This is a genomic window from Amycolatopsis sp. NPDC114505 (assembly GCF_055633615.1).
This window is the reverse complement of the sequence record NZ_JBVKDV010000003.1, coordinates 927,636-950,051: the sequence shown is the minus strand read 5'-3', so window position 1 is coordinate 950,051 and position 22,416 is coordinate 927,636. Positions and strand designations below refer to the sequence as shown.

Sequence of the window (22,416 nt, the reverse complement as noted above, 5' to 3'; positions counted from 1 at the left end):
GTTCCTCCTTGACTTGAAGCGTAGTTCAAGTCGGACGATGACGGCCATGAAGATCCACCACCTCAACTGCGGGTCCGTGCGGCAGATCGAAGCCCCCGGACTGCCCGCCGCGCACGCGGTCAACCACTGCCTGCTGGCCGAGACCGAGCACGACGGACTCGTGCTGGTCGAAACCGGGCTCGGCCTCGACGACGTCCGCGACCCCACCGCCACCCTCGGCGGCGACTGGGTCACCATGGCGCAGCCGCTGCTGGCCGAAGCCGAGACGGCCGTCCGGCAGATCGCCCGGCTCGGCTTCGCCCCGGCGGACGTGCGGCACGTCGTCGTCACGCACCTCGACGTCGACCACTGCGGCGGCCTGCCCGACTTCCCGGACGCGCGGGTCCACGTCCTCGCCGCGGAGCTGGACGCGGCCTTGGCCGAGGCGCCGAGCTTCCGCTACCGGCCGGCGCACTGGGCACACGGCCCGAAGTGGGAGACCTACGACGCGCCGGCCGGGGACGACTGGTTCGGCTTCGCCTCGGTGCGGCTGACCGGCGTGGAAGCGGACATCCGGATCGTCCCGCTCGGCGGGCACACGGCGGGCCACGCGGGCGTCGCGGTCCACGACGGCACGCGCTGGCTCCTGCACTGCGGCGACGCGTACTACTTCCACGGAGAGCTGACGACGGACCCCGAGCCGCACCCGGTGCTGGACGTCGTCCAGACCCGCTCGGAAATCCACCACGACCTGCGACTGGGGACGCAGGCACGGCTGCGCGAGCTGGCGAGGCGGCACGGCGACGAGGTGACGCTCTTCAGCGCCCACGACCCGTGGGAGCTGGAGCGGCTAGGAGTCGCGGCGGGCGCGTGAGTCGGCCGTGACCTCGCCGGTGAGGTAGGCCGTCGTCCCGGTCAGGGACAGCAGCCGTTCGAGGGCGGGCGGCCGGTTGTCCAGGTGCAGGCGGGCGCCCGCGCCGGTGACCGCGCGGTGGACCAGCAGCAGGGTGGACAGCCCGGAGGAGTCGCAGAAGGCGATCCCGCCGCAGTCGAGCCGCACGTCCCGCACGTCCGGGTGGTCGGCCAGGCGGGCGGTGACCAGCTGCAGCAGCAGCCCGGCCGTGGCGAACTCGAGCTCGCCGACGATCGCGACGCGGGCCGTGGCGTCGTCCGGGGCGGTCCAGGTGCAGGTCAGCCCGCTGGTCATGCCGACCGCTCCGATCCGGCGGCCGGCTTCGCCAAGTGCGTGCGCGCGGCGCGGAGCAGGCCGGTCGCGCGCGGGAAGTCGCGCAGCTCCGCCTCGAGCAGGTCGAGGGCCGGCACCAGCGAAGCGGCCGGGACGCCCCGCGCGGTGAGGATCCCGGCGGTCCAGGTCAGGAACCCGGTGAACAGGTCGTCGTCGCCGACGTACAGCGCGGTCGCCAGGAACTCGACGATGTGCGCGAGGTCCTCGGCCGTGTGCTGGCGCTGCAGGTCGGTGTAGGTCCGCATCGCCGGGACGCGCTCCTCCAGGCCGGTCAGCACCGCCTTGACGAGCCGGCCGGAGCTGCGCGTGACCAGCGTGTACTCCTGGTCGGCCAGGTGCGGCAGGTCGTCGAGTGGCTGGTGCCCGGCGAGCGGGCGGGGGAGCGGCTCGGCGAGCCGGTCGGCGGCCGAACGGGCGTCCGGTGCCCACGCCTCGGCGCCGAGCAGCCGGGCGTACCGGCCGTCGGGGCCGAACGCGGCGCCGCCGGCGATGACCGGGGTCGCGGCCGCCTGGCACGCGGTGATCGTGGCGTGCGCGGTCGGCAGCCGGGTCGCGATCGACCCGGACAGCGCGACCGCGTCCGGCCCGGTGCGGTGCAGGTGGGCGACCAGGTGCGGGGCGGGCACCTGCGCGCCCAGGTAGTCGACCCGGAAGCCGCGCAGCCGCAGCACCTCGGCGAGCAGCCGGGCGGGCATCGCGTGCCACTCGCCGTCGACGCAGGCGACGGTGACCCGGCCGAGGTGCGGCTCCGGCCGCTTCAGCACGTAACCGAAGGTCGCGATGACGCGGTCGTTGATCGCGGTCGCCGCGTGCTCCTGGGCGACCGTGAGGCGGTTGGCCGCCCACTCCTGCCCGACCCGGCGCTGGACCGCGCCGATCACGTCGAGCAGCAGGCTCTCCGGGTCGGCGCCGTCGTCGAGCGCCTGGATCACGACGTCGCCGGCGGCGTACTCGTCGCCGGTCGTGACGGCGTCCCAGAGCCGTTCGGCGTGCTCGGCCACCCCGGGGGTGCGGGTGGGGGTGCTCATGCGGTGTACCTCCCGCGCCCGTGGCCGCCGACCGCGGCCAGGTGCTGCCCGCGCGGCGCGGTGATCGCCAGCACGGCCATGTCGTCGTGGGTGCCGCGGCCGATCCACTGGGACGCGAGCATCTGGATCCGCTCGACCACCGCGTCGGCCGGCAGGTTCGCGCACTCGCCCAGCGCCTGCCGGAGCCGGTCCTCGCCGAACATCGCGTCGCCCAGCGGGCCGCCGCGCGCCTCGACGATCCCGTCGGTGTAGAGCAGGCACGTTTCGCCCGGGTCGAGCGTGATGTCCGTCCCGGACGACCGGATCTCCGGCAGCACGCCGATCAGGCTGCCGTGGGTGTCGGCCTCCTCGACCCGGCCGTCCGCCCGGACGATCAGGGGCGGCGGATGGCCCGCGCACGTGACGCGCAGCCGGACGGTCGCTCCCTCGCGGCGGGCCGAGGCCAGCACGAGCGTGACGAAGCGGGCGTCACGGCCACTGGCGAGCGAGCGGTTCAGCAGGCTCAGCAGCCCGTGGTGGTCGCCCGCCATCGGCAGCAGCGCGCGCAGCGTGGTGCGGATCTTGCCGGTCAGCACGGCCGCTTCGAGGCCCTTGCCGCAGACGTCGCCGAGCACGGCCAGCGACTCGTCGCCCGCACCGGTGGTCGCCGGGTGCACGTCGTAGAAGTCGCCGCCGATCCGCTCGCCGTCGCGGGCCGGGCGGTAGCGGCCGGCGAACTCGATGCCGCCGAGCTGCTCCAGGGTCGGCGGCAGCAGCTCGCGCATCAGCGTGTCGGTGATCGACGCCTGCAGCGCGAACACGCGCGCCGCCGACATCGCCGCGCCGGCCCGTGCGGCGAACAGGCGGGCGAAGAGCTCTTCCTGGTCGGTGAAGGAGGCCCGGTCGCCGCGGCGGAGAAGGACCAGGGCACCGGCGGGGACGCCGTGGCCGGGCAAGGGCGTGACGACGATCGACCCGACCGGGCCGAACCCCGCCGGCAGCACCCAGGCGGGCGCCGCGTCCGGGTCGAGCCAGCGCGAAGGCACCGGCGGGAAGCCCTGCAGCGCCTCACCGAGGCCGGGCAGCTCGTCCGGGTTGATCTCCAGCCGGAACCGCGCCGGCTCCTCGCCGCGCACGCAGGAGACGGCGGGGAAGTTCCCGGCCGTGGTGGGCGCCAGTACCAGGGCGGCGTCGGCGAGGTGCTGCGCGGCGAGCCGGGCGGCGACCTCCATGCAGCGCTCCAGGTTCAGCGAACCCAGCAGAGCGGCGGAGGCGTCGCTGAGGAACGCCGTCCGCTCCTGCTCCCGGGCCAGCGCGTTCCGGGCCAGGCGGGCGTCGGTCTCGTCGACCAGCCACCACGTCACGGCCCCGCCGTGCGGGATCGGGTGGGCCGCGAAGGCCCGCTCGCCGACCTCGCCGCGGACGACCTCGCCGGCGCGGTGGTCGTGCGCGCCGGCCAGCCAGTCCGCCACCGTGCCGGTCAGGGCGCGGCCGGGCCCGGCCGCGGGGAAGAGCGTGCGGGCGGCCTCGTTGAGCGCGAGGACGACGCCGCCGTCGTCGGCGCAGAGTGCGGCCGTGGGCGCGGCGGCCCAGCCGCGGTCGCCCGTGTCGGGTGTCCGGCGCGCCGTGCGCACCGGGTCACCCACGGGCGCCCCCGGGGTCGTCGGTCGCCAGCTCGGCCCACAGCGTCTTGCCGCTGGGCCGGCACAGCTGGCCCCAGGCCGCCGCGCAGCGCTCCACCAGCAGGAGGCCGCGGCCGCCCTGGTCGGACGGTGTCCGGCGGTGGGCCGGCCCGCCCCCGCCGTCGTCGACCTCGATCCGCAGCTTCGCGGCGCCGGTCAGCAGGCGCACGTGGTAGGGCGCGCGGCCGTGGCGGAGCGCGTTGGACGTCAGCTCGTCCACCACCATGACGGCGGTGCCGACCACGCTCGCCGGGAGTCCGCGCAGGACCGTGCGGACCCAGTGGCGGACCTTGGCCAGCTCGGTGAGGTCGGCGGTGATGCCGAGCTCGTGCCGGATCGCTCGCAGGTTCACGTCCGCCTCCTTCGCCGTTGCGGGCTCCGGGACGAAGCCGTCCCCTTCTTCATGCCCGGATCCGGGTCCGATGACACGGGTTTCGGCGGCCGTCATGTTTCTTCGGCCCAGGACGCCCGCACCGCGGCGAGGCTCGGGTGCAGCGGCATGAGGTCGCCGAGGCCGAGCAGCTCGATCGGCCGGGTCACGGCGTACGCGGTCGACACGACGGCCAGCTCGCCGCCCGCGTCGTGCAGCCCGGCGGCCAGCCGCAGCAGGACCTGCAGGCAGCTGGAGTCGCAGTAGCCGACCTCGGCCATCTCCAGCACGACCCGCCGGGCGCCGGGATCGGCGGGGAGCAGTTCGGCGAGCTTCGGTGCGATCGCGAGGTCGAACTCGCCGCGCAGGGTGTAGACCTCGAGGCCGCCTTCTTCGTGGATCTCGACGGACCACCCGGCACCGGAAAACCGTTGCCGGGGCCGCGTCGCGTCGGTGGTCATGCGGGCTCCAGAAGGGGGGATCGGGGGCACGGGCTGGCGGCTCAACCCTGCTCCGGACGCAATCTACCAGCGCCCCCGATCCCGGGCAGCACGTCCCGTCACCGTCCTTTAAGGACTTCGGTCGGCCGGTCGGGCTCGGCCACCGGTTCGGGGGCCGGGGCGCCCGGTGCCACGATGGCGACGTTCACCGTGCGGGTCAGCCGTTCGTAAGGTGCCCGGTGCTCGCCGTCCAGCAGCACCGCCAGCGGCGTCCAGACGCCGACGACGAACACCGACGCGGCCAGCGCGAGGGGCAGGAGCAGCTGCTCGGGGTGGTTGCCGAGGTCCCAGCGGTCCAGGTCCAGCAGCCACCACGTGAGCCACAGCGGCGAGAGCAGGACGCCGTTGCGGACCAGCAGCGCGATCGGCCCGGCCCGGCGGCGGCCCCGCCGCACCACGCGCAGCAGCATCGCCCGCTTCCCGGGCGTCGAGCCGGTCACCGTGGGCAGCACCACGAACCAGACGAGCGCGAGGATCACCACCGGCGTGTCGCGGTGTGCCAGGTCCTCGCCGAACAGCGTCAGCAGGCCGAACAGGAAGCCGAGCAGCGCGGCGAACCCGAGCAGGTCGGTGGCCAGCGCGAACAGCCGCCGGGTGAACGTGACCTTCGTGGCGTAGCGGCGCCGGTCGTGCTCGGGCTCCGGCGAGGGCAGCAGCCGGCCGAGCGGGCCGGCCACCAGCCAGCCCACGACGACGCCCGCGGTGTTGAGGATCAGGTCGTCGACGCTGAAGAGCCGGTACGGGCACGGGTAGACGAACCACAGGCCGGTCAGCTGCGTCAGCTCGAAGAACAGCGACACGCCGAAGCCGACCACCGCCGCGGGGACGAGCCGCATCTTCTGCGCGTAGCGGACGTAGAACCCGAGCGGGGCGAGCATCACGACGTTGAGCGCGGTGGTCCAGACCGCCGGGTTGTGCAGCAGCGCACCCGGGCTCCAGTGCCCGCGGGCGCGCTGTGAAACCACCTCGACGAAGTAGAACGGCCGCAGCTGCGGAGAACTCGCGTACGTGTGACCCGCGCAGTACGCCGGGTCGGCGGGCAGCGGCAGCACCGTCTGCGTGGCGATCGCCAGCAGGTAGAACAGGAACGCGTAGAAGACGAACGTCGGCCAGCCGCCGGCGCGGCCCCGCCGGCGGTAGCTGACGAAGGCGGCCGGGAGCATGACGGCCAGCACGAGGAAGGGGAAGAGGATGAGGGCCGTCCGGACGGGGACGAGGTAGGTGGCGACCACGGAGCCGGTGGTACCCAGCCGAGCCGGGAGCGAAGCGTGCTTCCCCCGGACGGCTGGGCGGTCACCGGCCGGGACTCACTGCGGGGGCGCGTCCTGCTGCCCGCCGCCCTGCTTGTGCAGGTACTCCTTCACCTTGTCCGAGCCCTGGTCGATCTTGTCGGCGTGGTCGCCGAACCGCTGCTTGGCGGCGTCGGCGACCTTGTCCACACCCTGATCGGCCTTGTCCGGGTCCTTCCCGAGCGCTTCCTTCGCCTTGTCGAACAGGTTCATCCCTCAGGCCTTCCGTTGCGGAATCCGATCTTCGGACCTTTCGAGGAGAACACCGGCGCAACCGGCCCGCAACCGAACGGCCGCAGGCACTCACCTGTCGGGGGTATCGGCACCCCTTTCCGGGGTGAAAGCTCCGCGCCCGGGTTTGGAACCGGCGGGATCGGGTAGCGGCCGATCGCTCACGGTCTCGGGCACATCGTCCGGATCGTCCCGCGACCTTGGCTTCGGCGGCCCGGCGGCGTGAACCGTGGGCCGTCGTGGCCCGTATATGCGGTGAGACCGCCGTCCCCGCCGCAGGGGAGCGGCGGCCGACCCGTGAACCGTGATGTGAGGCCGCGCCATGATGGGAACCACCGGACTGCCGTTGCCGCGGCGTGCCCGCCGCCGCACCCCGGACGGAGGTGCGCCGCTGCCGGACTTCGGACTGCCCCGGGTCGCCCGGCGGCACGCCGTCGCGGGCGTGGTGCTCTCCGTCCTGGCGGCGCTGCTGGTGCTATTCGCGCTCCTCGCGCCGGAGGACCTCAACTCGTTCTCGCCGGAAGCGCTGGTCCGCATACCGGTGGAAGGCCTGATCGTCGCGGCTTTCGTGCTGGTCCTGCCGCCGCGGGCACGCCGCGTCGTCGCCGTGCTGGTCGGGCTGCTGCTGGGGCTGCTCACCGTGCTGAAGGCGCTCGACACGGGCTTCTACGCGACGCTCGAGAAGCCGTTCGACCCGATCTACGACTGGAGCTTCTTCAACGCGGGCGTCGAGTTCCTCGCCGGGGAGATCGGCGACGCGGGCGCGTACGCCGTGCTGGCGGGTGCGGTGCTGCTCGCGATCGCCGTGGTCGTCTTCATGGTGCTCGCGATGCTGCGGCTGACCCGGATCGCGGCCGGCCGGCGGACCGGCGCGACGCGCGTGGTGGCCGTGCTCGGCGTGATCTGGATCGTCTGCTCGCTGTTCGGCGTCGAGCTCGCGCCGGGGCAGCCGGTCGCGGCCCAGAACGCCGCCGCACTGGCCTACGACGACCTGCGCCAGGTGAGCACGGACCTGCGGGAGCAGCAGCCTTTCGGTGAGCTGGCCGCCGAGGACGCGTTCCGGAACACCCCGGGCGACCAGCTGCTGGCCGGGCTGCGCGGCAAGAACGTGATCCTGACGTTCGTGGAGAGCTACGGCCGCGTCGCGCTCGACGACCCGGAGTTCGCCCCGAAGATCGGCGCGACGCTCGACGCGGGCACCGCCGAGCTGAAGGCGGCCGGCATCGGTGCGAAGAGCGCGTTCCTGTCGTCGTCGACGTTCGGCGGCGGCAGCTGGCTCGCGCACTCCACCGTCGAGTCCGGCATGTGGATCGACAACCAACAGCGGTACAACAACCTCCTCGACAGCGACCGGCTGACCCTCGGCGGCGCGTTCCAGAAGGCGGGCTGGAAGACGGTCTGGGACGTCCCCGCGCACACGAAGGACTGGCCGGAGGGCCAGCGGTTCTACCACCCGGACGCCTACTACGACTTCCGGAACATCGGCTACAAGGGGCCGGGTTTCGCCTACGCGACGATGCCGGACCAGTACACGTTCTCCATGCTGCAGCGCAACGAACTCGCGAAGAGCGCGCAAAAGCCGGTGATGGCCGAGGTGGACCTCGTCTCCAGCCACGCGCCGTGGTCGCCGCGGCCCTGGCTGGTGGACTGGAACCAGGTCGGCGACGGCTCGATCTTCGCGCCGCAGCCGGGCGCGGGGGAGGCGCCGGAGTCGGTCTGGAAGGACCCGGCGAAGATCCGTGACGCCTACCGCGACGCCACCGACTACTCCCTGAAGACGCTCATCTCGTTCATGCAGCACTACGGCGACGACAACACCGTGCTCGTGTTCCTCGGCGACCACCAGCCGCCGGTGGTCACGCCGCAGGGCGCGGTGCACGACGTCCCGATCACGATCGTGGCGAAGGACCCGAAGGTGCTGGACCGGATCTCCGGCTGGGGCTGGACGGACGGCCTGCACCCCGCCGCGCAGGCGCCGGTCTGGAAGATGGACTCCTTCCGCGACCGGTTCCTGACCGCGTTCGCCCACTGACCGTCCCCTCCCTGACTGTCCCCTCACTGACTGTCCACTGAGGACACTCCGTCCGGCGGCTTCCGCTCCCCGCCCGGCGCGCCTATCCTGGTGGCGCCGGGCGGGGGAGCCCGGCCGATCCACGGACACGGGAGGGTAAGTGGATCCGCAGGGCCGGTCCGGCTCGGTGCACCCGCCACGCGGCGTCGTGCCCTACTACCTGGCGGTCGAAGCCACCGCCGTCGTGTTGCTGCTGGCCGCCGTCCCGGCGACGAAGCCGCAGCCGCGGGACTGGCTGTTCTTCGCCGTCCTGCTCGGCTCGGCGGTCGTGCAGGCCGAGCTGTCGGCGAAAGCCGAGCGGATGCGGCGGTTCCTGTCGAGGAACCCCCACGTCAGCGTCGCGTCGGTGTGGTACTTCGCCGCGCTGCTCGCGATGCCGCCGGTGCTCGCGTCCGTGCTCGCGGTGCTGGTCTACGGGCACCTCTGGCTGCGGATGGCGCGGGTGCCCGGCGTGCGGCTGTACCGGCTCACGTGCTCGGTGGCGACCTACGTCGTGAGCATCTTCGCCGCTCACGGCGTCGCCGGCGTCTTCGGTTCCGACGTGGCCGCCACGATCGCCGCCGGGATGACACTCTTCCTGGTCAACACCCTGCTGGTGATGGTCGGGTTCAAGCTCCACGAGCCGGGCCGCCCGTTCCTGTCGTTCGCGGGCACGGCGTCGGAGAACCTGCTCGACGCGGCGACGCTGTGCCTCGGCGCGGTGGCCGCGGCGCTGCTGCCGGTCCGGCCGTGGCTGGTCCCGCTGCTGGTGCTGCCGGTCGTGCTGCTGCACCGGGGCGAGCTCGGGCGGCGGCTGGAGCTGCGCGCGCACGACCCCAAGACCGGGCTGCTGACCATCGAGGAGTGGCGGGCCCGGGCCGAGGCCGAGCTGGGCCGCGGGGGTGTCTGCGGGATCCTGATGCTCGACCTCGACCACTTCAAGCGCGTCAACGACACCCACGGGCACCTGGCGGGCGACGACGTCCTGCGCGCGGTCGCCGGCGCCGTCCGGGGCAAGGTGCGGGTCTACGACTCGGTCGGCCGGTTCGGCGGGGAGGAGTTCGTCGTGCTGCTGCCCGGGATCGGCCGCGTCCACTCCGTGGCCGTCGCCGAGCGGATCCGGGACGCGGTGGCGGCGCTGGCCGTGGTGGTGGCGGACGGGACGAGGATCACCGGGCTTTCGGTGTCGATCGGGGTGGCGGTCCACCCGGCCGCGGGTCGCGGCGTCGACGACGTGCTGGGAGCCGCGGACAAGGCCGTTTACACGGCGAAGAAATCCGGCCGGGATCGGGTTTGCGTCAGCCGTTGAGGAATTGTGCGTGCCTTCCGCCATCCGTCCAGGGTCGCGGGCTAGCCCGGATGGAGCAGTGTGGTGACTTTCCGCTGCGCTCGCATTCACTGGCCCGATGAATTGCCGGTAATTCTTCCGCTCTCCTAGGCTTCGTAAGGTCGGGGTTCTCCGCTTTGAGGAGTGGTCATGCGAAGGAAATTGGCGGTTCTCGCGGTCGCTGCGTTTTCCCTGTTCGGATTGTCGGTCGTGCCCGCGGCCGCGGCCGGCGGCGACTTCGCGCCGCCCGGCTGTTTCGGCGAGCGCTACGGAACACTCTTCGGTCAGGGCGTTTCGGTCAGTTGTTTCCCCGGCGAGGGCTACGGGTACCGCGTGATCGCCCACTGCGCCAACGGCTCGGCGTTCTGGTTCGTGGCGGGCGATTTCGTGCCGTACGGATTCGGCCCGGCCGTCGCGGAATGCGCCGGGGCGCTGCTCGTCCCGTCGCGGGTGGTCTCCTACCAGGTCGACGAAATCTGATTTCCGCGGGAACCGTCCGGCCACCCATTTCCGGGTGGCCGGACGGTGTCGTGTCCGGGTTTTTTCGCCAGGTGCGGCGGTCGTCCACCGCGTCCCGGTCCCGGTCGATTCCGAGTCAGGTGCGCGTGATCGCCCGCGGCCGCGGGATGTGCGCGGCGTACAGGCCGTTCGGCACGGCCGCCGCCGGCAGTCGCGGAATCGGGCGATCGAGCAGAGTGATTCGCCGACCGCGCTCGGGACGGTGGCCGCGGCGGCGAGCCGGGCGTGCCCGGAGATTTCGTCGGCCGGCAGCGGTTCCTCGAGCCGGCACAGGTCGAGCGGGCCGAGCGCGGCGGCCGTTATCCACTGGATCGCGTCCACCATCAGTCGCACGGCGGCCCGACGGCCTCCCGGACCGCGGTGAGCCGTTCGAGGTCCTCGCCGTCGGCGGGCATGTCGATCTTCACCTCGACGCTGGCTCGCCCGGCGGCCTTCGCGCCGGCGAAGAGGTCTCGCCATCTCGCCTCGACCGGTCGCGAGTCCTGCCCGACGAGCCGGGGAGCGGGTGGTCGCGCAGCAGCGCGGCGACGGAGCTGCCCCAGTGCCGATCGTGGACGAGTAGCCGAGCCCGTGGCCGCCGTCGTTGGCGGTCAGCTCGACGCCTGGATCCCCTGAAGGTCAGATCGTATAGGAAATACGATCTGCCCAAGGTAAGAGGCAGCCGGGGTGCCGCTGAGGGGGACGCTGAGGCACGTCCGCTGCCCCGCAGACTCTGGTTCCGGTCACCGCCCCCACGCACATGCTCTACTTGGTCCAGACCTTCGTCGACGCGGACAGGCAGGACCTGTTCGCGGTTCTTCGCGTTCCGGAAACACGTTGCCCCGCAACCGATCGCGCCGTCCAGTCCACAACGGACACACGTTCGCCTCCGCGAATTCCGGACAGAAGACCGGACAAATCTGGACCACTCGCACGATCCGCCCGCACACTCGGCCCACGGTGAGTTTCTTTCCCCCTGCCTCGAAGGAGACCTCATGCGTCGAAGAATCGTCCTCGCCCTCGGCGGCGCCGCCGTCCTGACCGCGTCGCTCGCGTCGGCGTCGCTCAGCCCCGCCGTGGCCTCGCCCGGGCTGGTCGCCGCCATGCAGCGGGACTTCGGCTTGACCGCCGCCCAAGCCGAAACCCGCCTCGGCCAGGAGGTGACGGCCGCGCGGGTGATGCCGGCCGCCCAGCGGGCCGCCGGTGCCGCCTTCGGTGGCGCCTGGTTCGACCCCGCGCTCGGCAAGCTCGTCGTCGGCGTGACCGATCCGGCCGCCGCGGACGCCGTCCGCCAGGCCGGTGCCGAGCCGGCGACCGCCCGGGTCAGCGCCGCGAAGCTCGACGCGACGAAGGCCGCGATCGACGCCTCCGCCAAGGCAGCCCCCGCACCGGCCGCCGTCAGCGGCTGGCGCACCGACCCGCGCGCCGGCAGCGTCGTCGTCACCCTGCGGCCCGGCGCGCACGGCGCCGACGTCGACGCTTTCCTGGCCAGGGCGGCGAAAGCCGGTCCGGTCACGGTGGGGACCGCACCGGCCGCCGCGCCGTTCTCGGCGGGCACCGTCGGCGGCGACCCCTACTACATCAACGGCAACACCCGCTGTTCGATCGGCTTCTCCGTGCAGGGCGGCTTCGTCAGCGCCGGCCACTGCGGCGGCGCGGGCAGCTCGGTGGTCGGCTGGGACGGCTCGGCGATGGGCAGCTTCGCCGGTTCTTCCTTCCCCGGCAACGACTATTCGTTCATCCGCATCGGCAACGGCTGGTGGACCGCGCCGGTCGTGCTCGGCTGGGGCACGGTGAGCGACGCGCTCGTCCGCGGCTCGTGGGTCGCGCCGGTCGGCACCTCGGTGTGCCGCTCGGGCTCGACGACGCACTGGCACTGCGGCACGGTGCTGGGGCTCAACGAGACCGTCAACTACTCCCAGGGCGCGGTCTACCAGATGACGCGCACGAACGTCTGCGCCGAACCCGGTGACTCCGGCGGTTCCTTCATCACCGGCGACCAGGCCCAGGGCGTGACGTCGGGCGGCTGGGGCAACTGCAGCTCCGGTGGCGAGACGTGGTTCCAGCCGGTGAACGAGATCCTGCAGACCTACGGCCTCTCGCTGGTCACCGCGTAGCGGGTCGCGCACGGCACCGGTCGCGAGGTCCTACCCTGGGCCGATGATCCCGATCGGTGTCGTGCGCACCGCCCGCACGGAGCTCGAGCACACCCCCGTCCAGGCGGGCGCGAACCGCACCGAAGAAGGCACGATCGAGCTCGACCCGCGCTTCGCCGAGGGCCTGGCGGGGCTGGCCGGGTTCGACTACGCGTGGCTGCTCAGCCTGCTGGACCGCCCCGACCGGCCGGGCACGCTGACGCAGGTCCCGTACCTCCTGCGCCGCGAAGGCCGCCGGATGGGCATCTTCGCCACCCGCGGCCCGCGCCGCCCGAACCCCATCGGGCTCAGCCTGGTCCGGATCCTCGAAGTCGGAGGCAGCTCGATCCGCTTCGCCGGCGTCGACCTGCTCGACGGCACTCCTGTGCTCGACGTCAAGCCGTACGTGACGCGGTTCGACCGGCCGTCCGGCGACCCCGCGTGCGGGTGGTTCGACGCGGTCGACGTCGAAGACGGGACAACTCCGTCCGATCTCAGCGATGAATCCGGCGGGCGCCGCCGGTAGGTACCGGTGAGGCCGCGCCACCAGGGCGCGGCAGGATCCACCGGGAGTGGTCATGAGCGTGATCGTCGTCGAGTTCCTCACCCTGGACGGTGTCGTCGGGGACCCGGACGGCTCCGGCGGCACGGCCACCGGCGGCTGGGCGTTCCGGCACGGACCGGAGGCCGTGGCCGGGGACAAGTTCCGGCTGGGCACCCTGCTCGAAACCGGCACCCTGCTGTTCGGCCGCACCACGTGGGAGCTGTTCGCCAAGCTGTGGCCCGGCCGCACCGGCGCATTCCCCGACCGCCTCAACGCGGCTCGGAAGCTGGTCGCTTCGCGGACGCTGAACGACGTCTCCGCGTGGCAGAACTCCTCGCTGCTGCAAGGAGATCTCGTCGACGAAGTCACGAAGGACACGGGCGATCTGATCGTCATCGGGTCCGTCGGGATCGCGCAGACCCTCGCCCGCCACGGCTTGGTCGACGAGTACCGCCTGCTCGTCTTCCCGAGCGTGGTGGGGGAGGGCCGGCGGCTCTTCGAAGCCGCCGCGGACCTCTCGCTGGTGTCGACCACGCAGGTCGGGCCCGCGGTGCTGAGCACCTACCGGACGCGTTAGGTCCGCAGGAGGCTCGCGAGCCAGCCGCCGAGGACCTGCTGGACCTCGGCGCGGGTCCGCGCGGGATCGTCGGCCGCGGCGATCATCCTCGCCGCCTCCATCACCGCGCTGAGCACCAGCTGCGCCAAGGCGCGGACGGGCGTCTCCACGATCAGCCCGTCCGCCCTGGCCTGCTCCAGCACGGTGACGATCAGGCCGAGGCCGTACTCCGCCTCGATCTCGCGCCAGACGTCCCAGCCCAGCACGGCGGGCGCGTCGGTCAGCGAGATGCGGCGGATGTCCTCGCGCAGGCAGGCGTCGAGGAAGGCGCCGAGGCCGAGCATCATGCCGGTCAGCGGGTCCGCGCCGCCGGCGAACGCGGCCTCGACCTCCGCGGTCAGCTCGCGTTCCAGCTCTTCGACGACGGCGCGGAACAAGCCCTGCTTGTCGGCGTAGTGGTGGTACAGCGCGCCGCGGGTGACGCCGGCGGCGCGGGTGATCTCGTCCGCCGGGACGGCCTGGTAGCCGCGGGCGGCGAACAGTTCGCGCGCGGCGGCGACCAGGGCGGCCTTCGTGCCGGCGGAACGGTCCTGCTGGGTACGTCGCACCCGCCTAATCTGCCATGACGCCCGCGAACTCGACGATGTGCCCGGCCAGCGCGGCGGGCTGGTCTTCGGACAGGAACGTGTAGGCGTCCGGAACCTCGACGACCCGCGCGTCCGGCAGCAGTGCGGCGAGCCGGTGGGCCAGCCGGATGGGGAACAGCTTGTCCTCGGGACCCCAGGCGAGCAGCACCGGCCGGTCGAAGGTCCGCAGCGCCTCGGCGGCGGCGAGCGTGTGCCGCGGGTGGACGTCCCGCAGCAGCTTGCGCAGGTCACGGCGCACCCCGGCGGACTTCCGCAGCGGCGAGAGGTAGGCCTGCGCGACGGCGTCCGGCAGCGGCCGCTTGGTCACCCAGCCGAAGAGCACGGGCAGCGGGTACAGCGCGCGGATCCGCAGCAGCTGCCCGAGCACCGCCATCGACCCGGGGATCCGGGCGACCGGCGGCAGCGCCTTGAAGATCGGCGGGAAGAAGTACTCGAAGCAGTCCGACGGCGTGAGCACGACCCGCCCGACCCGCTCCGGGCGCCGGCTGAGCAGGATCTGCGTCAGCGCGCCGCCGGTGTCGTTCGCGACGATTGTGACGTCCCGCAGGTCCAGCGCGTCGAGGAAGTCCGCGATCAGGTCGGCGTTGCCGGTGGGGGACAGGTCGGCGTCCGCGCGCATCGGGAGGTCGTGCGAGCCCAGCGGCAGATCCGGGGCGAGGCACCGGAACCCGGCGGCGGCGACGTCCGGCACCACCTTCCGCCACAGTTCGGCGTTCGTCAGCACCCCGTGGACGAACACCACCGGGGCGCCCCCGCCCCGCTCGAAGTACCGCACCTCGCCGGCCGGCAGCCGGACCCGGTGCTCCTGACCCAGGGATTCGCTCCGCTTCGTCATGAGGCGAGGATACATACGTGGTGTATGTATGTAAATTGCCGCGCGACTACGCCTCGCAGAGCCGGCGGGGGAGGGAGGCGCGGTGGTGCCCCGGACTTGGCTTCGGGGAAAGGTCGGATCCGGGGGCACCACCGCCCGCGGGACAGCTGACACGGTGTCCTGCGGTGAAACCACCCTACGAACCGCCGGGCCGCCTGACCAGGGCCTCGATGCGGTGTCGAAGGTTTGTCGCCCGGTCGGTCACCGGACCTACCGAGAGTGGAGCGCATCGGCCGGCCCGGGCTCGTCCGGTGGCCGGTCGCCGTGGCGGTGGACGATCCGCCATTCGTGTAGGCGAGGTCGCCACTCGCGCCCGCGGCGACGACTTCGAGGCGGTAGTCGGCCAGGAACTCCTCGCTACGACTCGAGCCGGCGGCAGCGCGGCGCACGCCCAGTTCGTCACGAAGGGTTACGGCCGGACGACCATCGCCGACGTCGCCGCCGAGGCCGGGGTCGCGCCCGAGACGGTCTGTTCGGCGTTCAAGAACAAGGCGGCGCTGCTGCACCGCACGTGGGACGTCGCGGTGGGCGACGACGAGGACGTGTCGATGCTGGAGCGTCCGGAGCTGCGGGCCGTGTTCGCCGAGCCCGACCTGCGCACCCGGTTCACGGCGTTCGCCGTGGTCGACACCTCGGCGACGCGGCGGACCGCGCGACTGCACCTCGCCGTGCGCGGTGCGGCGGCGAGCGGCCCCGCGGCGGCGGCGATGCTCGCCGAGATCGACCGGCAGTGGCCGGCGGCCATGGCGGACCACGCCCGGGCGGCCGCGGCCACCGGGCAGCTGGCCGTCGATGAGGACGAGTGCCGCGACGTGGTGTGGTCCACGACGGACGGGATGCTGTGGCACCGGCTCGTCGAGTGTCAGGGGGTGGCCCGATGACCGCTACGCGGCCTGGCTCGGCCGGCTGTGGGTGGCGTCGTTCGTGGTAGCCTTCGGTTGAAACTTCAACCGATTTGCGTGCCGCGCGGGGAGCCCTCGATGTCGATCTTCCGCCTGAACCATGCCGTGCTCTACGTCCGGGATGTGGCCGAAAGCGTCGCCTTCTACCGCGACGTCCTGGGCTTCGACTACATCGAGGGCGGCGACGCGCACCGCGGCGCGGCGTTCCTGCGGGCGCCCGGGTCGACCAACGACCACGACCTCGGCCTGTTCGAGCTCGGTGCTCAGGCCGAGGACTCCGGCGCGGGCAAGACGTCGGTGGGGCTGTACCACCTCGCGTGGGAGGTCGACACGCTCGGCGACCTCGAACGGCTCGCCGGCCGCCTCACCGAAGCCGGCGCGCTCGTCGGCTCGTCCGACCACGGCACCACGAAGTCCTTGTACGCCAAGGACCCCAGCGGGCTCGAGTTCGAGGTCGTCTGGATCATCCCGCGCGAGCTGCTGACCGACGACGACCGGGCGAAGAGCGGCCGGCTCGACCTCGCGGCGGAGCTGGCGAAGTACGGTCCCGACGCGCGCAGCGGCGTCGGGATCTCGCGTCCCTAGGCGGTGACGCGGGCCGGTGCCTCCTCCGGCGTCCGGTTCAGGGCCGGGAGGTTGCCGAGCGCGAACCGGCCGGGGCCGACGAACGCGACGACGAGCAGGCTCCAGCAGAAGAGGGTCGCCGCCTCGCCGCCGTTCTGGATCGGGAACAGGCCGTCCGGCAGGTGCGCGGTGAAGTAGGCGAAGGCCATCGACCCGGAGCCGAGGATCGCGGCCGCCCGGGTGCCGAGGCCCAGGCAGACGAGCGCGCCGCAGACGAGCTGGATCACCGCGGCCCACCACCCCGGCCACACTCCGACGGCGGCGGGGGCCTTCGCGCCGAACAGGCCGAACAGCGTCTTCAGGCCGTGGCAGGCGAACAGGAAGCCGATGACGATGCGGTAGAGCCCGATGACGTGGTCGCGGGCCGGGTCCAGGCGGTGCATGGTGCCTCCGTGAGGGGGGTCGGGCGGCCTCGTGCCGGCCGGCGGTGTCGCCGGCCTCCGTGGATTCGGTGTATTCCAGATATACCGGCCGGGCCGGGGTGCCACACCCGTCGAAAGTTGCTTAACCGGTTTTTACTGTGATAATTCCTAGTGGTCTGTACCTTTGGATTTGCCATGCGGCGTAACCGGAACCGCCAGACAGGTGATCTACGTCCTGTGGTCCAGACCAGTTAGCGGGCTGGTCCGTGTTTCGCGATTGTTTCCGATTTTTTTCGTCCGGAAACAATCGCCGGGGTAGTGACATGCTCGGCGGTTGTGACACGGCTCGCACGAACATGTGCGGCGCGAACGTGCTCGGAACGAACATGTTCGCTACAGTGGGGGCATGGCTCCGGAAGGCACGTACAACCGCCGTGAGCGCCCGGCGAAACCGGCGCTGACCCGCGAAGGCATCGTCGCGACCGCCGTCGCCGTGATGCGCGCCGAGGGCGTCGAGCGCGTCACCATGCGCCGGCTCGCCCAGGAGCTGGACACCGGGGCGGCCTCGCTCTACGTCTACGTCAAGGACACCGAAGAGCTGCACGCCGCGGTGCTCGACGAACTGCTCGCGGAGGTCGGCACCGGCGCGGCGGGGGACTGGCGGGAACGCCTGTGGTCGCTCCTGGACTCCTACCGGTCCGTGCTGTTCGCGCACCCGAGCCTCGCCCGGGTCGCGCTGGTGACCCGGCTGAGCGGGCCGCACTACCTGGCCCTCGTCGAGGCCGTGCTCGCGCTGCTCGACGAGGGCGGCATGGCGCCCGGGCAGGCCGCCTGGGCGGTCGACGTGCTCCTGCTGACCGCCACGGCGACCGCCGTCGAACACGGCAGCCGCCGGGAGAAGCCGGGGGCCGCCCGCGAGCACGAGGTCATGACCGACTCCCTGGCCGCGGCCTCCCCGCGGACCCATCCGCACATCGCCGCGCTGGCCGCCGACCTGGTGTCCGGCCCCGGCCCCGCCCGGTCGCGGTGGGCGTTCGACGCGCTGCTCAACGGCGCGCTCGCCACCCCGCGGCCCGAACCCGAGGAGAACCGATGACCCGGATCGCCATCGTCGGCGGGGGCCTGGGCGGCCTCACGCTGGCCCGCGTCCTGCACACGCGTGGCATCGCGTCGACCGTCTACGAGCTCGACGCCTCACCCACCGCCCGCGACCAGGGCGGCACCCTGGACCTGCACGAAGAGTCCGGCCTGCGCGCCCTCGCCGAAGCGGGCCTGACCGCGCCGTTCCGCGCCGTCGCCCGGCAAGAGGGCGAAGCGCTGCGCATCCTCGACCGCGACGGCGTCATCCGGTTCGAGGAGACCGCCGAAGCGAGCGGCGGCACCCGGCCCGAGGTGGATCGCGGTGCCCTCAAACGGATCCTGGTCGAGTCCCTGCCGGACGGCGTCGTCCGCTGGGGCACCAAGGTGACCGCGGTGTCCGCCGGGCGGATCACCCTGGACACCGGCGAGATCGCCGAAGCGGACCTGGTCGTCGGCGCGGACGGCGCGTGGTCGAAGGTCCGGCCGCTGCTGTCGGACGCCGTTCCGGTCTACTCCGGACTTTCGTTCGTGGAGGCCCATCTGTCCGATGTGGACGAGAAGCACCCGGCCGCGGCCGCGCTCGTCGGCCAGGGTTCGATGTTCGCGCTGGCCGGCGGGAAAGGCCTGATCGCCCAGCGCAACGGCGGCGGTCGGATTCGCGTTTACGCCGCCGTGCGGACCGAAGACCCCGGCACCGTCACCGGCCTGACCGACCACGAACGCCTGCTCGACGTCTTCGCCGACTTCGACGCCGGGCTGCGCGCCCTCATCGCGGAGAGCGACGAGACCCTGGTCCCGCGCCCGATCCACGCACTGCCGGTCGGCCACCGCTGGGACCGGGTGCCGGGCGTGACCCTGCTCGGCGACGCCGCGCACGTGATGTCGCCGTTCGCGGGCGAAGGCGCGAACCTCGCCATGCTCGACGCCACCGAACTGGCCCTCGCCCTGGCCGCCCACGACGACGTCGAAAGCGCTCTCTCCGCGTACGAAACCGCCCTCTTCCCGCGGTCGGAAGAAGCCGCCCGCGACTCGGCGGACAACCTCGAAGCCTGCTTCCGGCCGGACGCGCCCGCCGCCATGGTCGAGCAGATGCTGGCCCACGCCGATCACCACTGAAAGGAACCTTCGTGACCCGGACGCTGCGTCCACACCCGGGACTGGACATCCCCCTCGTCGACACCGGCGGCGGCGACCGCACCGTGCTCGTCCTGCACGGCGGCGCCGGCCCGCGCGGCGTCGAGCCGATCGTCGAGCACTTCGCACCGCACGCGCGCGTGCTCGCGCCGACACACCCGGGCTGGGCCGGCACGCCCCGCCCGGACTGGTTCTCCGGCGTCGACGACCTCGCCGTCACCTACCTCGACCTCCTGGACGACGAGGACGCGAACGACGTCCTCGTGGTCGCCAGCTCCTTCGGCGGCTGGGTCGCGTCCGAAATGGCGGTCCGCGACCGCGGGCGCCGGATCGGGCGGCTGGTGATCCTCGACGGCATCGGCGCGGACGTCGAAGGCCACCCGATCAGCCTGCCGCAGCCACCGCCCGGCGCGCCCGGGCCGGACCCCGCCGACATGGCCGCGCTGCGGGCCTACGCGGGCGAGCGGATCGCCGACCCGAAGCTGCTGCGGCGCCTCGTGCGCGTCCGGATCCCGGCGCTGCTGGTCTGGGGTGCGGACGACGTCGTCGTGCCGCCGGAGTTCGGCAAGGTGTACGCGGCCGCGTTCGCCGACGCGCGGTTCGAGGTCGTGGCGGGCGCGGGGCACGTGCCGCATGTCCAGGCCCCGGCCGAAACCTTCCGCTTGATCGACGAGTTCGCCGGACGAGCTTGATCGTTCACCCCGTAGGGTGGCTCCATGGTGGACGAAGAAATCGTCTCGGACCGCATCCGGCAGATCGCCGCCACCCTCGCGGACCGGGCGGGCGAGCTGACCGGGGAGCTGGTCCAGCTGTACGCGGCGGACCTGCCGCAGCTGGTCAACGACGACGAGCGCATGGTGAGCCTGCTGTCGGCGAGCGTCTACCAGAACATCGAGACCGCCCTGCAGATCTTCCGCCACGGCATCGACCCGGCGACCGTCGAGCCGCCGGCGGCGGCCATGGAGTACGCGCGCCGGCTGGCCCAGCGCGGCACCCCGGTGTTCGACCTGATCCGGGCGTACGACCTCGGGCAGGCCGCGATGCTCGACTTCGGCTTCCAGGAGTGCATCCGGCTCGTCGATGACGCGGCGCTGCTCGGGGCCATGATGCGCCGGCTGCTCAAGGTCGCCTACGAGTTCATCACGCGGGTGGTGCGCCAGCTCGTGAGCGTCTACCAGGACGAACGCGACAAGTGGCTGCTCAACCGGAGCGCCGCGCGGGCGGCGAAGGTGCTGGACCTGCTGAGCGAGAACGGCGGTCCGGCCGACGTCGACGCGGCCGAGGCGGTGATCGGCTACCGCCTGCGCGGCACGCACGTGGGGATGGTCGTCTGGCACGCGTCCGAGGCCCACGACGTGCTGTCGCTGCTGGAGTCGGTCGCCGGCGCGGTGCTGGCGCGCGCCGGCGGCGAGGGACGTCCGCTGTTCGTGCCCCGCGACGAGGCCGGCGCGTGGGCGTGGCTCCCGGTGGCGTCGGTCCGCCGCGAGCACCTCGACGCCGTGCTCGCCGAGGCGGACCCCGGCGTGCGCGTCACGGTCGGCGACCCCGGCACCGGCGTCGGCGGCTTCCGCGACACCCACCAGCAGGCCCGCCGGGTGCACGCGCTGGCGCTGGCCGCCGGCGAGCACTGCGACCGCGTGCTGACCTTCCGGGACGTCGGCACGGTCGCGCTGATGACGACCGACCTCAACGCGGCCCGGCTGTGGGTGGCGAGCACGCTCGGGCCGTTGAGCGCCGACGACGAGAACTGCGCGCGGCTGCGTGACACCCTGCGCGTGTTCCTCGCGGCCGGCGGCAGCTACACGACCGCCGCGGGCGAGCTGACGATGCACAAGAACTCGGTGCAGTACCGCGTCCGCAAGGCGCAGGAGCTGCTGCCGCGCGAGCTCGCGGAGAGCAGGCTGGACGTCGAGCTCGCGCTCAACCTGAGCCACCGCCTGGGTGCGGCCGTGCTGTCGCCGGCGTGATTTTGGTACCCCGGACCACCCTCGTCGAAGATCGTTGGTGCCCGGGCACGAAGCTGCGATGAGCCGATCGGCCTACCTTCCGTGTATGGGTGAAAACGGTGGGATGCTCGCGCTGGTGCGGCTACGCCGAGGCGTCGTCGGCGAAAGCAGACGCGTCTGCCACCTGATCCCCGTCCCCGCCCCCGGCGAGGTGCCGGCGCAGCTGACCGCGCTGTGCGGCGAAGGGATCTACCCCGGCGAGGCCGAAGTGCTCGACGGGCTGCGCGGGATGCCGTGCCACGCCTGCCTGATGCGCAACGCGCCGTCGGGGCCGGGCCTGCTGGCGAACGCGGGCTGAGCCGGCCGCCGCCGCCGTGACAGGCTGGTGCGGTGATCGACGAGACGTCCCGGCCGGTGGTCGTCCTGCTGGCCCACCCCCGGCCGGGAAGCTTCAACCACGCCCTCGCCGCGCGGGTCCGTGACACGCTGAGCGGAGCCGGGCGGCCGGTGTTCTTCCACGACCTGTACGCCGAAGGCTTCGACCCGGTGCTCACCGCGGATGAGGCCTACACGAGCGGGACCCGCGCGGAAGAGTTCCTCGCCGCCGAGCCGGATCCGCTGGTGCGGCGCCACCGCGAGGAACTGGGCGAAGCGGGTGGGCTCGTCGCCATCCACCCGAACTGGTGGGGCAAGCCGCCCGCCATCCTCAGTGGCTGGCTCGACCGGATCCTCGTCCCCGGTGTCGCGTACCGCCTCGACGACGCCGGCGGCGCACCGGAGTCGCTGCTCTCGCTGCGGGGGCTGCTGGTGGTGAACACCTCCGACACCACCGAGGAGCGCGAGCGGACGCTCTTCGGCGACCCGCTCGACGCGATCTGGCGGCGCTGCCTCGCGCCCTACCTCGGTGAGCCGGACGTGCGCCGGCTGGTGCTGCGGGTGGTCGCCGGCGCGGACGAACGGCGCCGGGCCGGGTGGCTCGACGACGCCGAAACCGAGGTCCGGCACCTGTTCGGTGGTCACTGACCGGTTCCGGCCACTTCCGGTGAAGACCTTGAGACGGTTTCCCGCGGCGTGCGACTCTCGGCTCGACCGGCTACCGGACGCACCGAGGGGGACCCCGTGAGCATGCTCGAGCGGATGGCCGAAGAACGCCGGCTGCGCCAGGAGAACGCCCAGGAGGCACCGGCCGGGCAGGAGTGGGGCACGTGCGTCGGCGTCCACGAAGTCGGTGACCGGCGCCGGAAGATCGCCAGGGTGCTGCTGGCGAGCGGCATGGTGATCACCGCCTACCTGCCCCTGAACGCCGTCGCACCGGCTGTCGACACGCCGGCACTGGTGCAGACCAAGGCGATCGGCGACTGCTGCGGCGAGCACGTGGTGGTCCTCGGGATCGGCGACCAGCCGGGCCACGGCGACGTCGTCGCGGACTGACG

The 22,416-nt window shown here is 72.8% G+C and carries 26 protein-coding genes and 1 pseudogene; 16 read left to right on the top strand and 11 right to left on the bottom strand.

The genetic code is table 11. The features are described 5' to 3' along the window. The first annotated feature begins 46 nt into the window (after nt 1-46). Nucleotides 47-853 (top strand): MBL fold metallo-hydrolase, encoded by an 807-nt coding sequence (locus tag ACZ7OU_RS33725; RefSeq protein WP_470258319.1) that lies wholly within the window; start codon nt 47-49, stop codon nt 851-853. Here ACZ7OU_RS33725 and ACZ7OU_RS33720 read toward each other — a convergent pair. The 7 genes from ACZ7OU_RS33720 to ACZ7OU_RS33690 form a co-directional block, all read right to left on the bottom strand. Beyond that, nucleotides 830-1,186: an STAS domain-containing protein gene (locus ACZ7OU_RS33720; RefSeq protein ID WP_470244480.1), complete on the bottom strand. Its 357-nt coding sequence runs from the start codon at nt 1,184-1,186 to the stop codon at nt 830-832. The two genes, ACZ7OU_RS33725 and ACZ7OU_RS33720, sit on opposite strands and share 24 nt — an antisense overlap. Further along, entirely contained in the window at nt 1,183-2,253 is a 1,071-nt protein-coding gene (locus ACZ7OU_RS33715) for a cobalamin B12-binding domain-containing protein (RefSeq protein ID WP_470258318.1), read from the bottom strand. The genes ACZ7OU_RS33720 and ACZ7OU_RS33715 overlap by 4 nt, the downstream gene beginning before the upstream one ends. Further along, a complete protein-coding gene (locus ACZ7OU_RS33710; protein ID WP_470258317.1) occupies nt 2,250-3,878 on the bottom strand; it encodes a PP2C family protein-serine/threonine phosphatase in 1,629 nt (542 codons plus the stop codon). The genes ACZ7OU_RS33715 and ACZ7OU_RS33710 overlap by 4 nt, the downstream gene beginning before the upstream one ends. Then, entirely contained in the window at nt 3,871-4,266 is a 396-nt protein-coding gene (locus ACZ7OU_RS33705; RefSeq protein ID WP_470244477.1) for an ATP-binding protein, read from the bottom strand. The genes ACZ7OU_RS33710 and ACZ7OU_RS33705 overlap by 8 nt, the downstream gene beginning before the upstream one ends. Before the next feature lie 92 nt (nt 4,267-4,358). Next, complete coding sequence (locus ACZ7OU_RS33700) at nt 4,359-4,745, bottom strand: STAS domain-containing protein (RefSeq protein WP_470258316.1); 387 nt, start codon at nt 4,743-4,745, stop codon at nt 4,359-4,361. 98 nt (nt 4,746-4,843) lie between these two features. Continuing rightward, nucleotides 4,844-6,016 carry a VanZ family protein gene (locus tag ACZ7OU_RS33695; protein WP_470258315.1) on the bottom strand — a complete coding sequence of 391 codons (1,173 nt, stop codon included), beginning with the start codon at nt 6,014-6,016 and terminating at the stop codon, nt 4,844-4,846. 75 nt (nt 6,017-6,091) lie between these two features. After that, a complete protein-coding gene (locus ACZ7OU_RS33690) occupies nt 6,092-6,286 on the bottom strand; it encodes an antitoxin (protein ID WP_470244474.1) in 195 nt (64 codons plus the stop codon). Nucleotides 6,287-6,626: 340 nt separating this feature from the next. Between ACZ7OU_RS33690 and ACZ7OU_RS33685 the strand changes: the two genes are divergently transcribed. The 3 genes from ACZ7OU_RS33685 to ACZ7OU_RS33675 all read left to right on the top strand — a co-directional run bounded on the left by ACZ7OU_RS33685 (nt 6,627) and on the right by ACZ7OU_RS33675 (nt 10,161). Further along, a complete protein-coding gene (locus ACZ7OU_RS33685) occupies nt 6,627-8,336 on the top strand; it encodes a sulfatase-like hydrolase/transferase (protein WP_470258314.1) in 1,710 nt (569 codons plus the stop codon). A 139-nt stretch (nt 8,337-8,475) separates the two neighbouring features. After that, on the top strand, nt 8,476-9,663 hold the full coding sequence (locus ACZ7OU_RS33680; RefSeq protein WP_470258313.1) for a GGDEF domain-containing protein: 1,188 nt from the start codon (nt 8,476-8,478) through the stop codon (nt 9,661-9,663). Between the two features lie 168 nt (nt 9,664-9,831). After that, on the top strand, nt 9,832-10,161 hold the full coding sequence (locus tag ACZ7OU_RS33675; protein WP_470244471.1) for a hypothetical protein: 330 nt from the start codon (nt 9,832-9,834) through the stop codon (nt 10,159-10,161). Between the two features lie 147 nt (nt 10,162-10,308). Here ACZ7OU_RS33675 and ACZ7OU_RS33670 read toward each other — a convergent pair. Continuing rightward, a pseudogene (locus tag ACZ7OU_RS33670) lies at nt 10,309-10,524 on the bottom strand (enolase C-terminal domain-like protein); the annotation flags it as partial. Between the two features lie 650 nt (nt 10,525-11,174). Here ACZ7OU_RS33670 and ACZ7OU_RS33665 point away from each other — a divergent pair. Genes ACZ7OU_RS33665 through ACZ7OU_RS33655 form a run of 3 tightly spaced genes read left to right on the top strand, consistent with a single transcriptional unit; the run spans nt 11,175 to nt 13,435 of the window. After that, nucleotides 11,175-12,296 carry a S1 family peptidase gene (locus tag ACZ7OU_RS33665; protein WP_470258312.1) on the top strand — a complete coding sequence of 374 codons (1,122 nt, stop codon included), beginning with the start codon at nt 11,175-11,177 and terminating at the stop codon, nt 12,294-12,296. 43 nt (nt 12,297-12,339) lie between these two features. Beyond that, nucleotides 12,340-12,840, top strand: a complete 501-nt coding sequence (gene tsaA / locus ACZ7OU_RS33660) for a tRNA (N6-threonylcarbamoyladenosine(37)-N6)-methyltransferase TrmO (RefSeq protein WP_470258311.1) — start codon at nt 12,340-12,342, stop codon at nt 12,838-12,840. Between the two features lie 52 nt (nt 12,841-12,892). After that, entirely contained in the window at nt 12,893-13,435 is a 543-nt protein-coding gene (locus ACZ7OU_RS33655) for a dihydrofolate reductase family protein (RefSeq protein WP_470258310.1), read from the top strand. On the opposite strand, the gene ACZ7OU_RS33650 is transcribed toward ACZ7OU_RS33655, so the two are convergent. Then, the gene (locus ACZ7OU_RS33650; protein WP_470258309.1) at nt 13,432-14,022 is read right to left on the bottom strand and encodes a TetR/AcrR family transcriptional regulator; all 591 of its coding nucleotides are present in this window, start codon (nt 14,020-14,022) and stop codon (nt 13,432-13,434) included. The genes ACZ7OU_RS33655 and ACZ7OU_RS33650 overlap by 4 nt on opposite strands. A gap of 4 nt (nt 14,023-14,026) precedes the next feature. Next, entirely contained in the window at nt 14,027-14,896 is an 870-nt protein-coding gene (locus tag ACZ7OU_RS33645) for an alpha/beta fold hydrolase (RefSeq protein ID WP_470258308.1), read from the bottom strand. A gap of 290 nt (nt 14,897-15,186) precedes the next feature. Here ACZ7OU_RS33645 and ACZ7OU_RS33640 point away from each other — a divergent pair, with 290 nt between their 5' ends. Together ACZ7OU_RS33640 and ACZ7OU_RS33635 are read left to right on the top strand one after the other, a co-directional pair. Beyond that, nucleotides 15,187-15,816, top strand: a complete 630-nt coding sequence (locus ACZ7OU_RS33640; protein ID WP_470244465.1) for a TetR/AcrR family transcriptional regulator — start codon at nt 15,187-15,189, stop codon at nt 15,814-15,816. Nucleotides 15,817-15,915: 99 nt separating this feature from the next. Then, nucleotides 15,916-16,422, top strand: coding sequence for a VOC family protein (locus tag ACZ7OU_RS33635; RefSeq protein WP_470244464.1), 507 nt, complete (start codon nt 15,916-15,918; stop codon nt 16,420-16,422). On the opposite strand, the gene ACZ7OU_RS33630 is transcribed toward ACZ7OU_RS33635, so the two are convergent. Further along, complete coding sequence (locus tag ACZ7OU_RS33630) at nt 16,419-16,844, bottom strand: DoxX family protein (RefSeq protein WP_470244463.1); 426 nt, start codon at nt 16,842-16,844, stop codon at nt 16,419-16,421. The two genes, ACZ7OU_RS33635 and ACZ7OU_RS33630, sit on opposite strands and share 4 nt — an antisense overlap. Before the next feature lie 385 nt (nt 16,845-17,229). On the opposite strand from ACZ7OU_RS33630, the gene ACZ7OU_RS33625 reads away from it, so the two are divergent. From ACZ7OU_RS33625 to ACZ7OU_RS33595, 7 genes are all read left to right on the top strand, one after another. Continuing rightward, nucleotides 17,230-17,919, top strand: a complete 690-nt coding sequence (locus tag ACZ7OU_RS33625; RefSeq protein WP_470258307.1) for a TetR/AcrR family transcriptional regulator — start codon at nt 17,230-17,232, stop codon at nt 17,917-17,919. After that, entirely contained in the window at nt 17,916-19,019 is a 1,104-nt protein-coding gene (locus ACZ7OU_RS33620) for an FAD-dependent oxidoreductase (protein ID WP_470258306.1), read from the top strand. The genes ACZ7OU_RS33625 and ACZ7OU_RS33620 overlap by 4 nt, the downstream gene beginning before the upstream one ends. Nucleotides 19,020-19,030: 11 nt before the next feature. Continuing rightward, nucleotides 19,031-19,729, top strand: coding sequence for an alpha/beta fold hydrolase (locus tag ACZ7OU_RS33615; protein WP_470244460.1), 699 nt, complete (start codon nt 19,031-19,033; stop codon nt 19,727-19,729). Between the two features lie 24 nt (nt 19,730-19,753). Further along, nucleotides 19,754-21,004: a PucR family transcriptional regulator gene (locus ACZ7OU_RS33610; protein ID WP_470244459.1), complete on the top strand. Its 1,251-nt coding sequence runs from the start codon at nt 19,754-19,756 to the stop codon at nt 21,002-21,004. An 85-nt stretch (nt 21,005-21,089) separates the two neighbouring features. Then, the gene (locus ACZ7OU_RS33605; protein ID WP_470244458.1) at nt 21,090-21,341 is read left to right on the top strand and encodes a hypothetical protein; all 252 of its coding nucleotides are present in this window, start codon (nt 21,090-21,092) and stop codon (nt 21,339-21,341) included. Between the two features lie 32 nt (nt 21,342-21,373). Beyond that, the gene (locus tag ACZ7OU_RS33600) at nt 21,374-22,006 is read left to right on the top strand and encodes an NAD(P)H-dependent oxidoreductase (protein ID WP_470258305.1); all 633 of its coding nucleotides are present in this window, start codon (nt 21,374-21,376) and stop codon (nt 22,004-22,006) included. Between the two features lie 96 nt (nt 22,007-22,102). Further along, nucleotides 22,103-22,414 carry an uS12 family ribosomal protein gene (locus ACZ7OU_RS33595; RefSeq protein WP_470244456.1) on the top strand — a complete coding sequence of 104 codons (312 nt, stop codon included), beginning with the start codon at nt 22,103-22,105 and terminating at the stop codon, nt 22,412-22,414. The last annotated feature ends 2 nt before the right edge of the window (nt 22,415-22,416 follow it).

Coding starts and splice junctions, on each gene's coding strand:
- ACZ7OU_RS33725 (WP_470258319.1), top strand. CDS start 47: ATGAAGATCCACCACCTCAACTGCGGGTCCGTGCGGCAGATCGAAGCC.
- ACZ7OU_RS33720 (WP_470244480.1), bottom strand. CDS start 1,186: ATGACCAGCGGGCTGACCTGCACCTGGACCGCCCCGGACGACGCCACG.
- ACZ7OU_RS33715 (WP_470258318.1), bottom strand. CDS start 2,253: ATGAGCACCCCCACCCGCACCCCCGGGGTGGCCGAGCACGCCGAACGG.
- ACZ7OU_RS33700 (WP_470258316.1), bottom strand. CDS start 4,745: ATGACCACCGACGCGACGCGGCCCCGGCAACGGTTTTCCGGTGCCGGG.
- ACZ7OU_RS33690 (WP_470244474.1), bottom strand. CDS start 6,286: ATGAACCTGTTCGACAAGGCGAAGGAAGCGCTCGGGAAGGACCCGGAC.
- ACZ7OU_RS33685 (WP_470258314.1), top strand. CDS start 6,627: ATGATGGGAACCACCGGACTGCCGTTGCCGCGGCGTGCCCGCCGCCGC.
- ACZ7OU_RS33675 (WP_470244471.1), top strand. CDS start 9,832: ATGCGAAGGAAATTGGCGGTTCTCGCGGTCGCTGCGTTTTCCCTGTTC.
- ACZ7OU_RS33665 (WP_470258312.1), top strand. CDS start 11,175: ATGCGTCGAAGAATCGTCCTCGCCCTCGGCGGCGCCGCCGTCCTGACC.
- tsaA (WP_470258311.1), top strand. CDS start 12,340: ATGATCCCGATCGGTGTCGTGCGCACCGCCCGCACGGAGCTCGAGCAC.
- ACZ7OU_RS33655 (WP_470258310.1), top strand. CDS start 12,893: ATGAGCGTGATCGTCGTCGAGTTCCTCACCCTGGACGGTGTCGTCGGG.
- ACZ7OU_RS33645 (WP_470258308.1), bottom strand. CDS start 14,896: ATGACGAAGCGGAGCGAATCCCTGGGTCAGGAGCACCGGGTCCGGCTG.
- ACZ7OU_RS33635 (WP_470244464.1), top strand. CDS start 15,916: ATGTCGATCTTCCGCCTGAACCATGCCGTGCTCTACGTCCGGGATGTG.
- ACZ7OU_RS33630 (WP_470244463.1), bottom strand. CDS start 16,844: ATGCACCGCCTGGACCCGGCCCGCGACCACGTCATCGGGCTCTACCGC.
- ACZ7OU_RS33625 (WP_470258307.1), top strand. CDS start 17,230: ATGGCTCCGGAAGGCACGTACAACCGCCGTGAGCGCCCGGCGAAACCG.
- ACZ7OU_RS33620 (WP_470258306.1), top strand. CDS start 17,916: ATGACCCGGATCGCCATCGTCGGCGGGGGCCTGGGCGGCCTCACGCTG.
- ACZ7OU_RS33610 (WP_470244459.1), top strand. CDS start 19,754: ATGGTGGACGAAGAAATCGTCTCGGACCGCATCCGGCAGATCGCCGCC.
- ACZ7OU_RS33605 (WP_470244458.1), top strand. CDS start 21,090: ATGGGTGAAAACGGTGGGATGCTCGCGCTGGTGCGGCTACGCCGAGGC.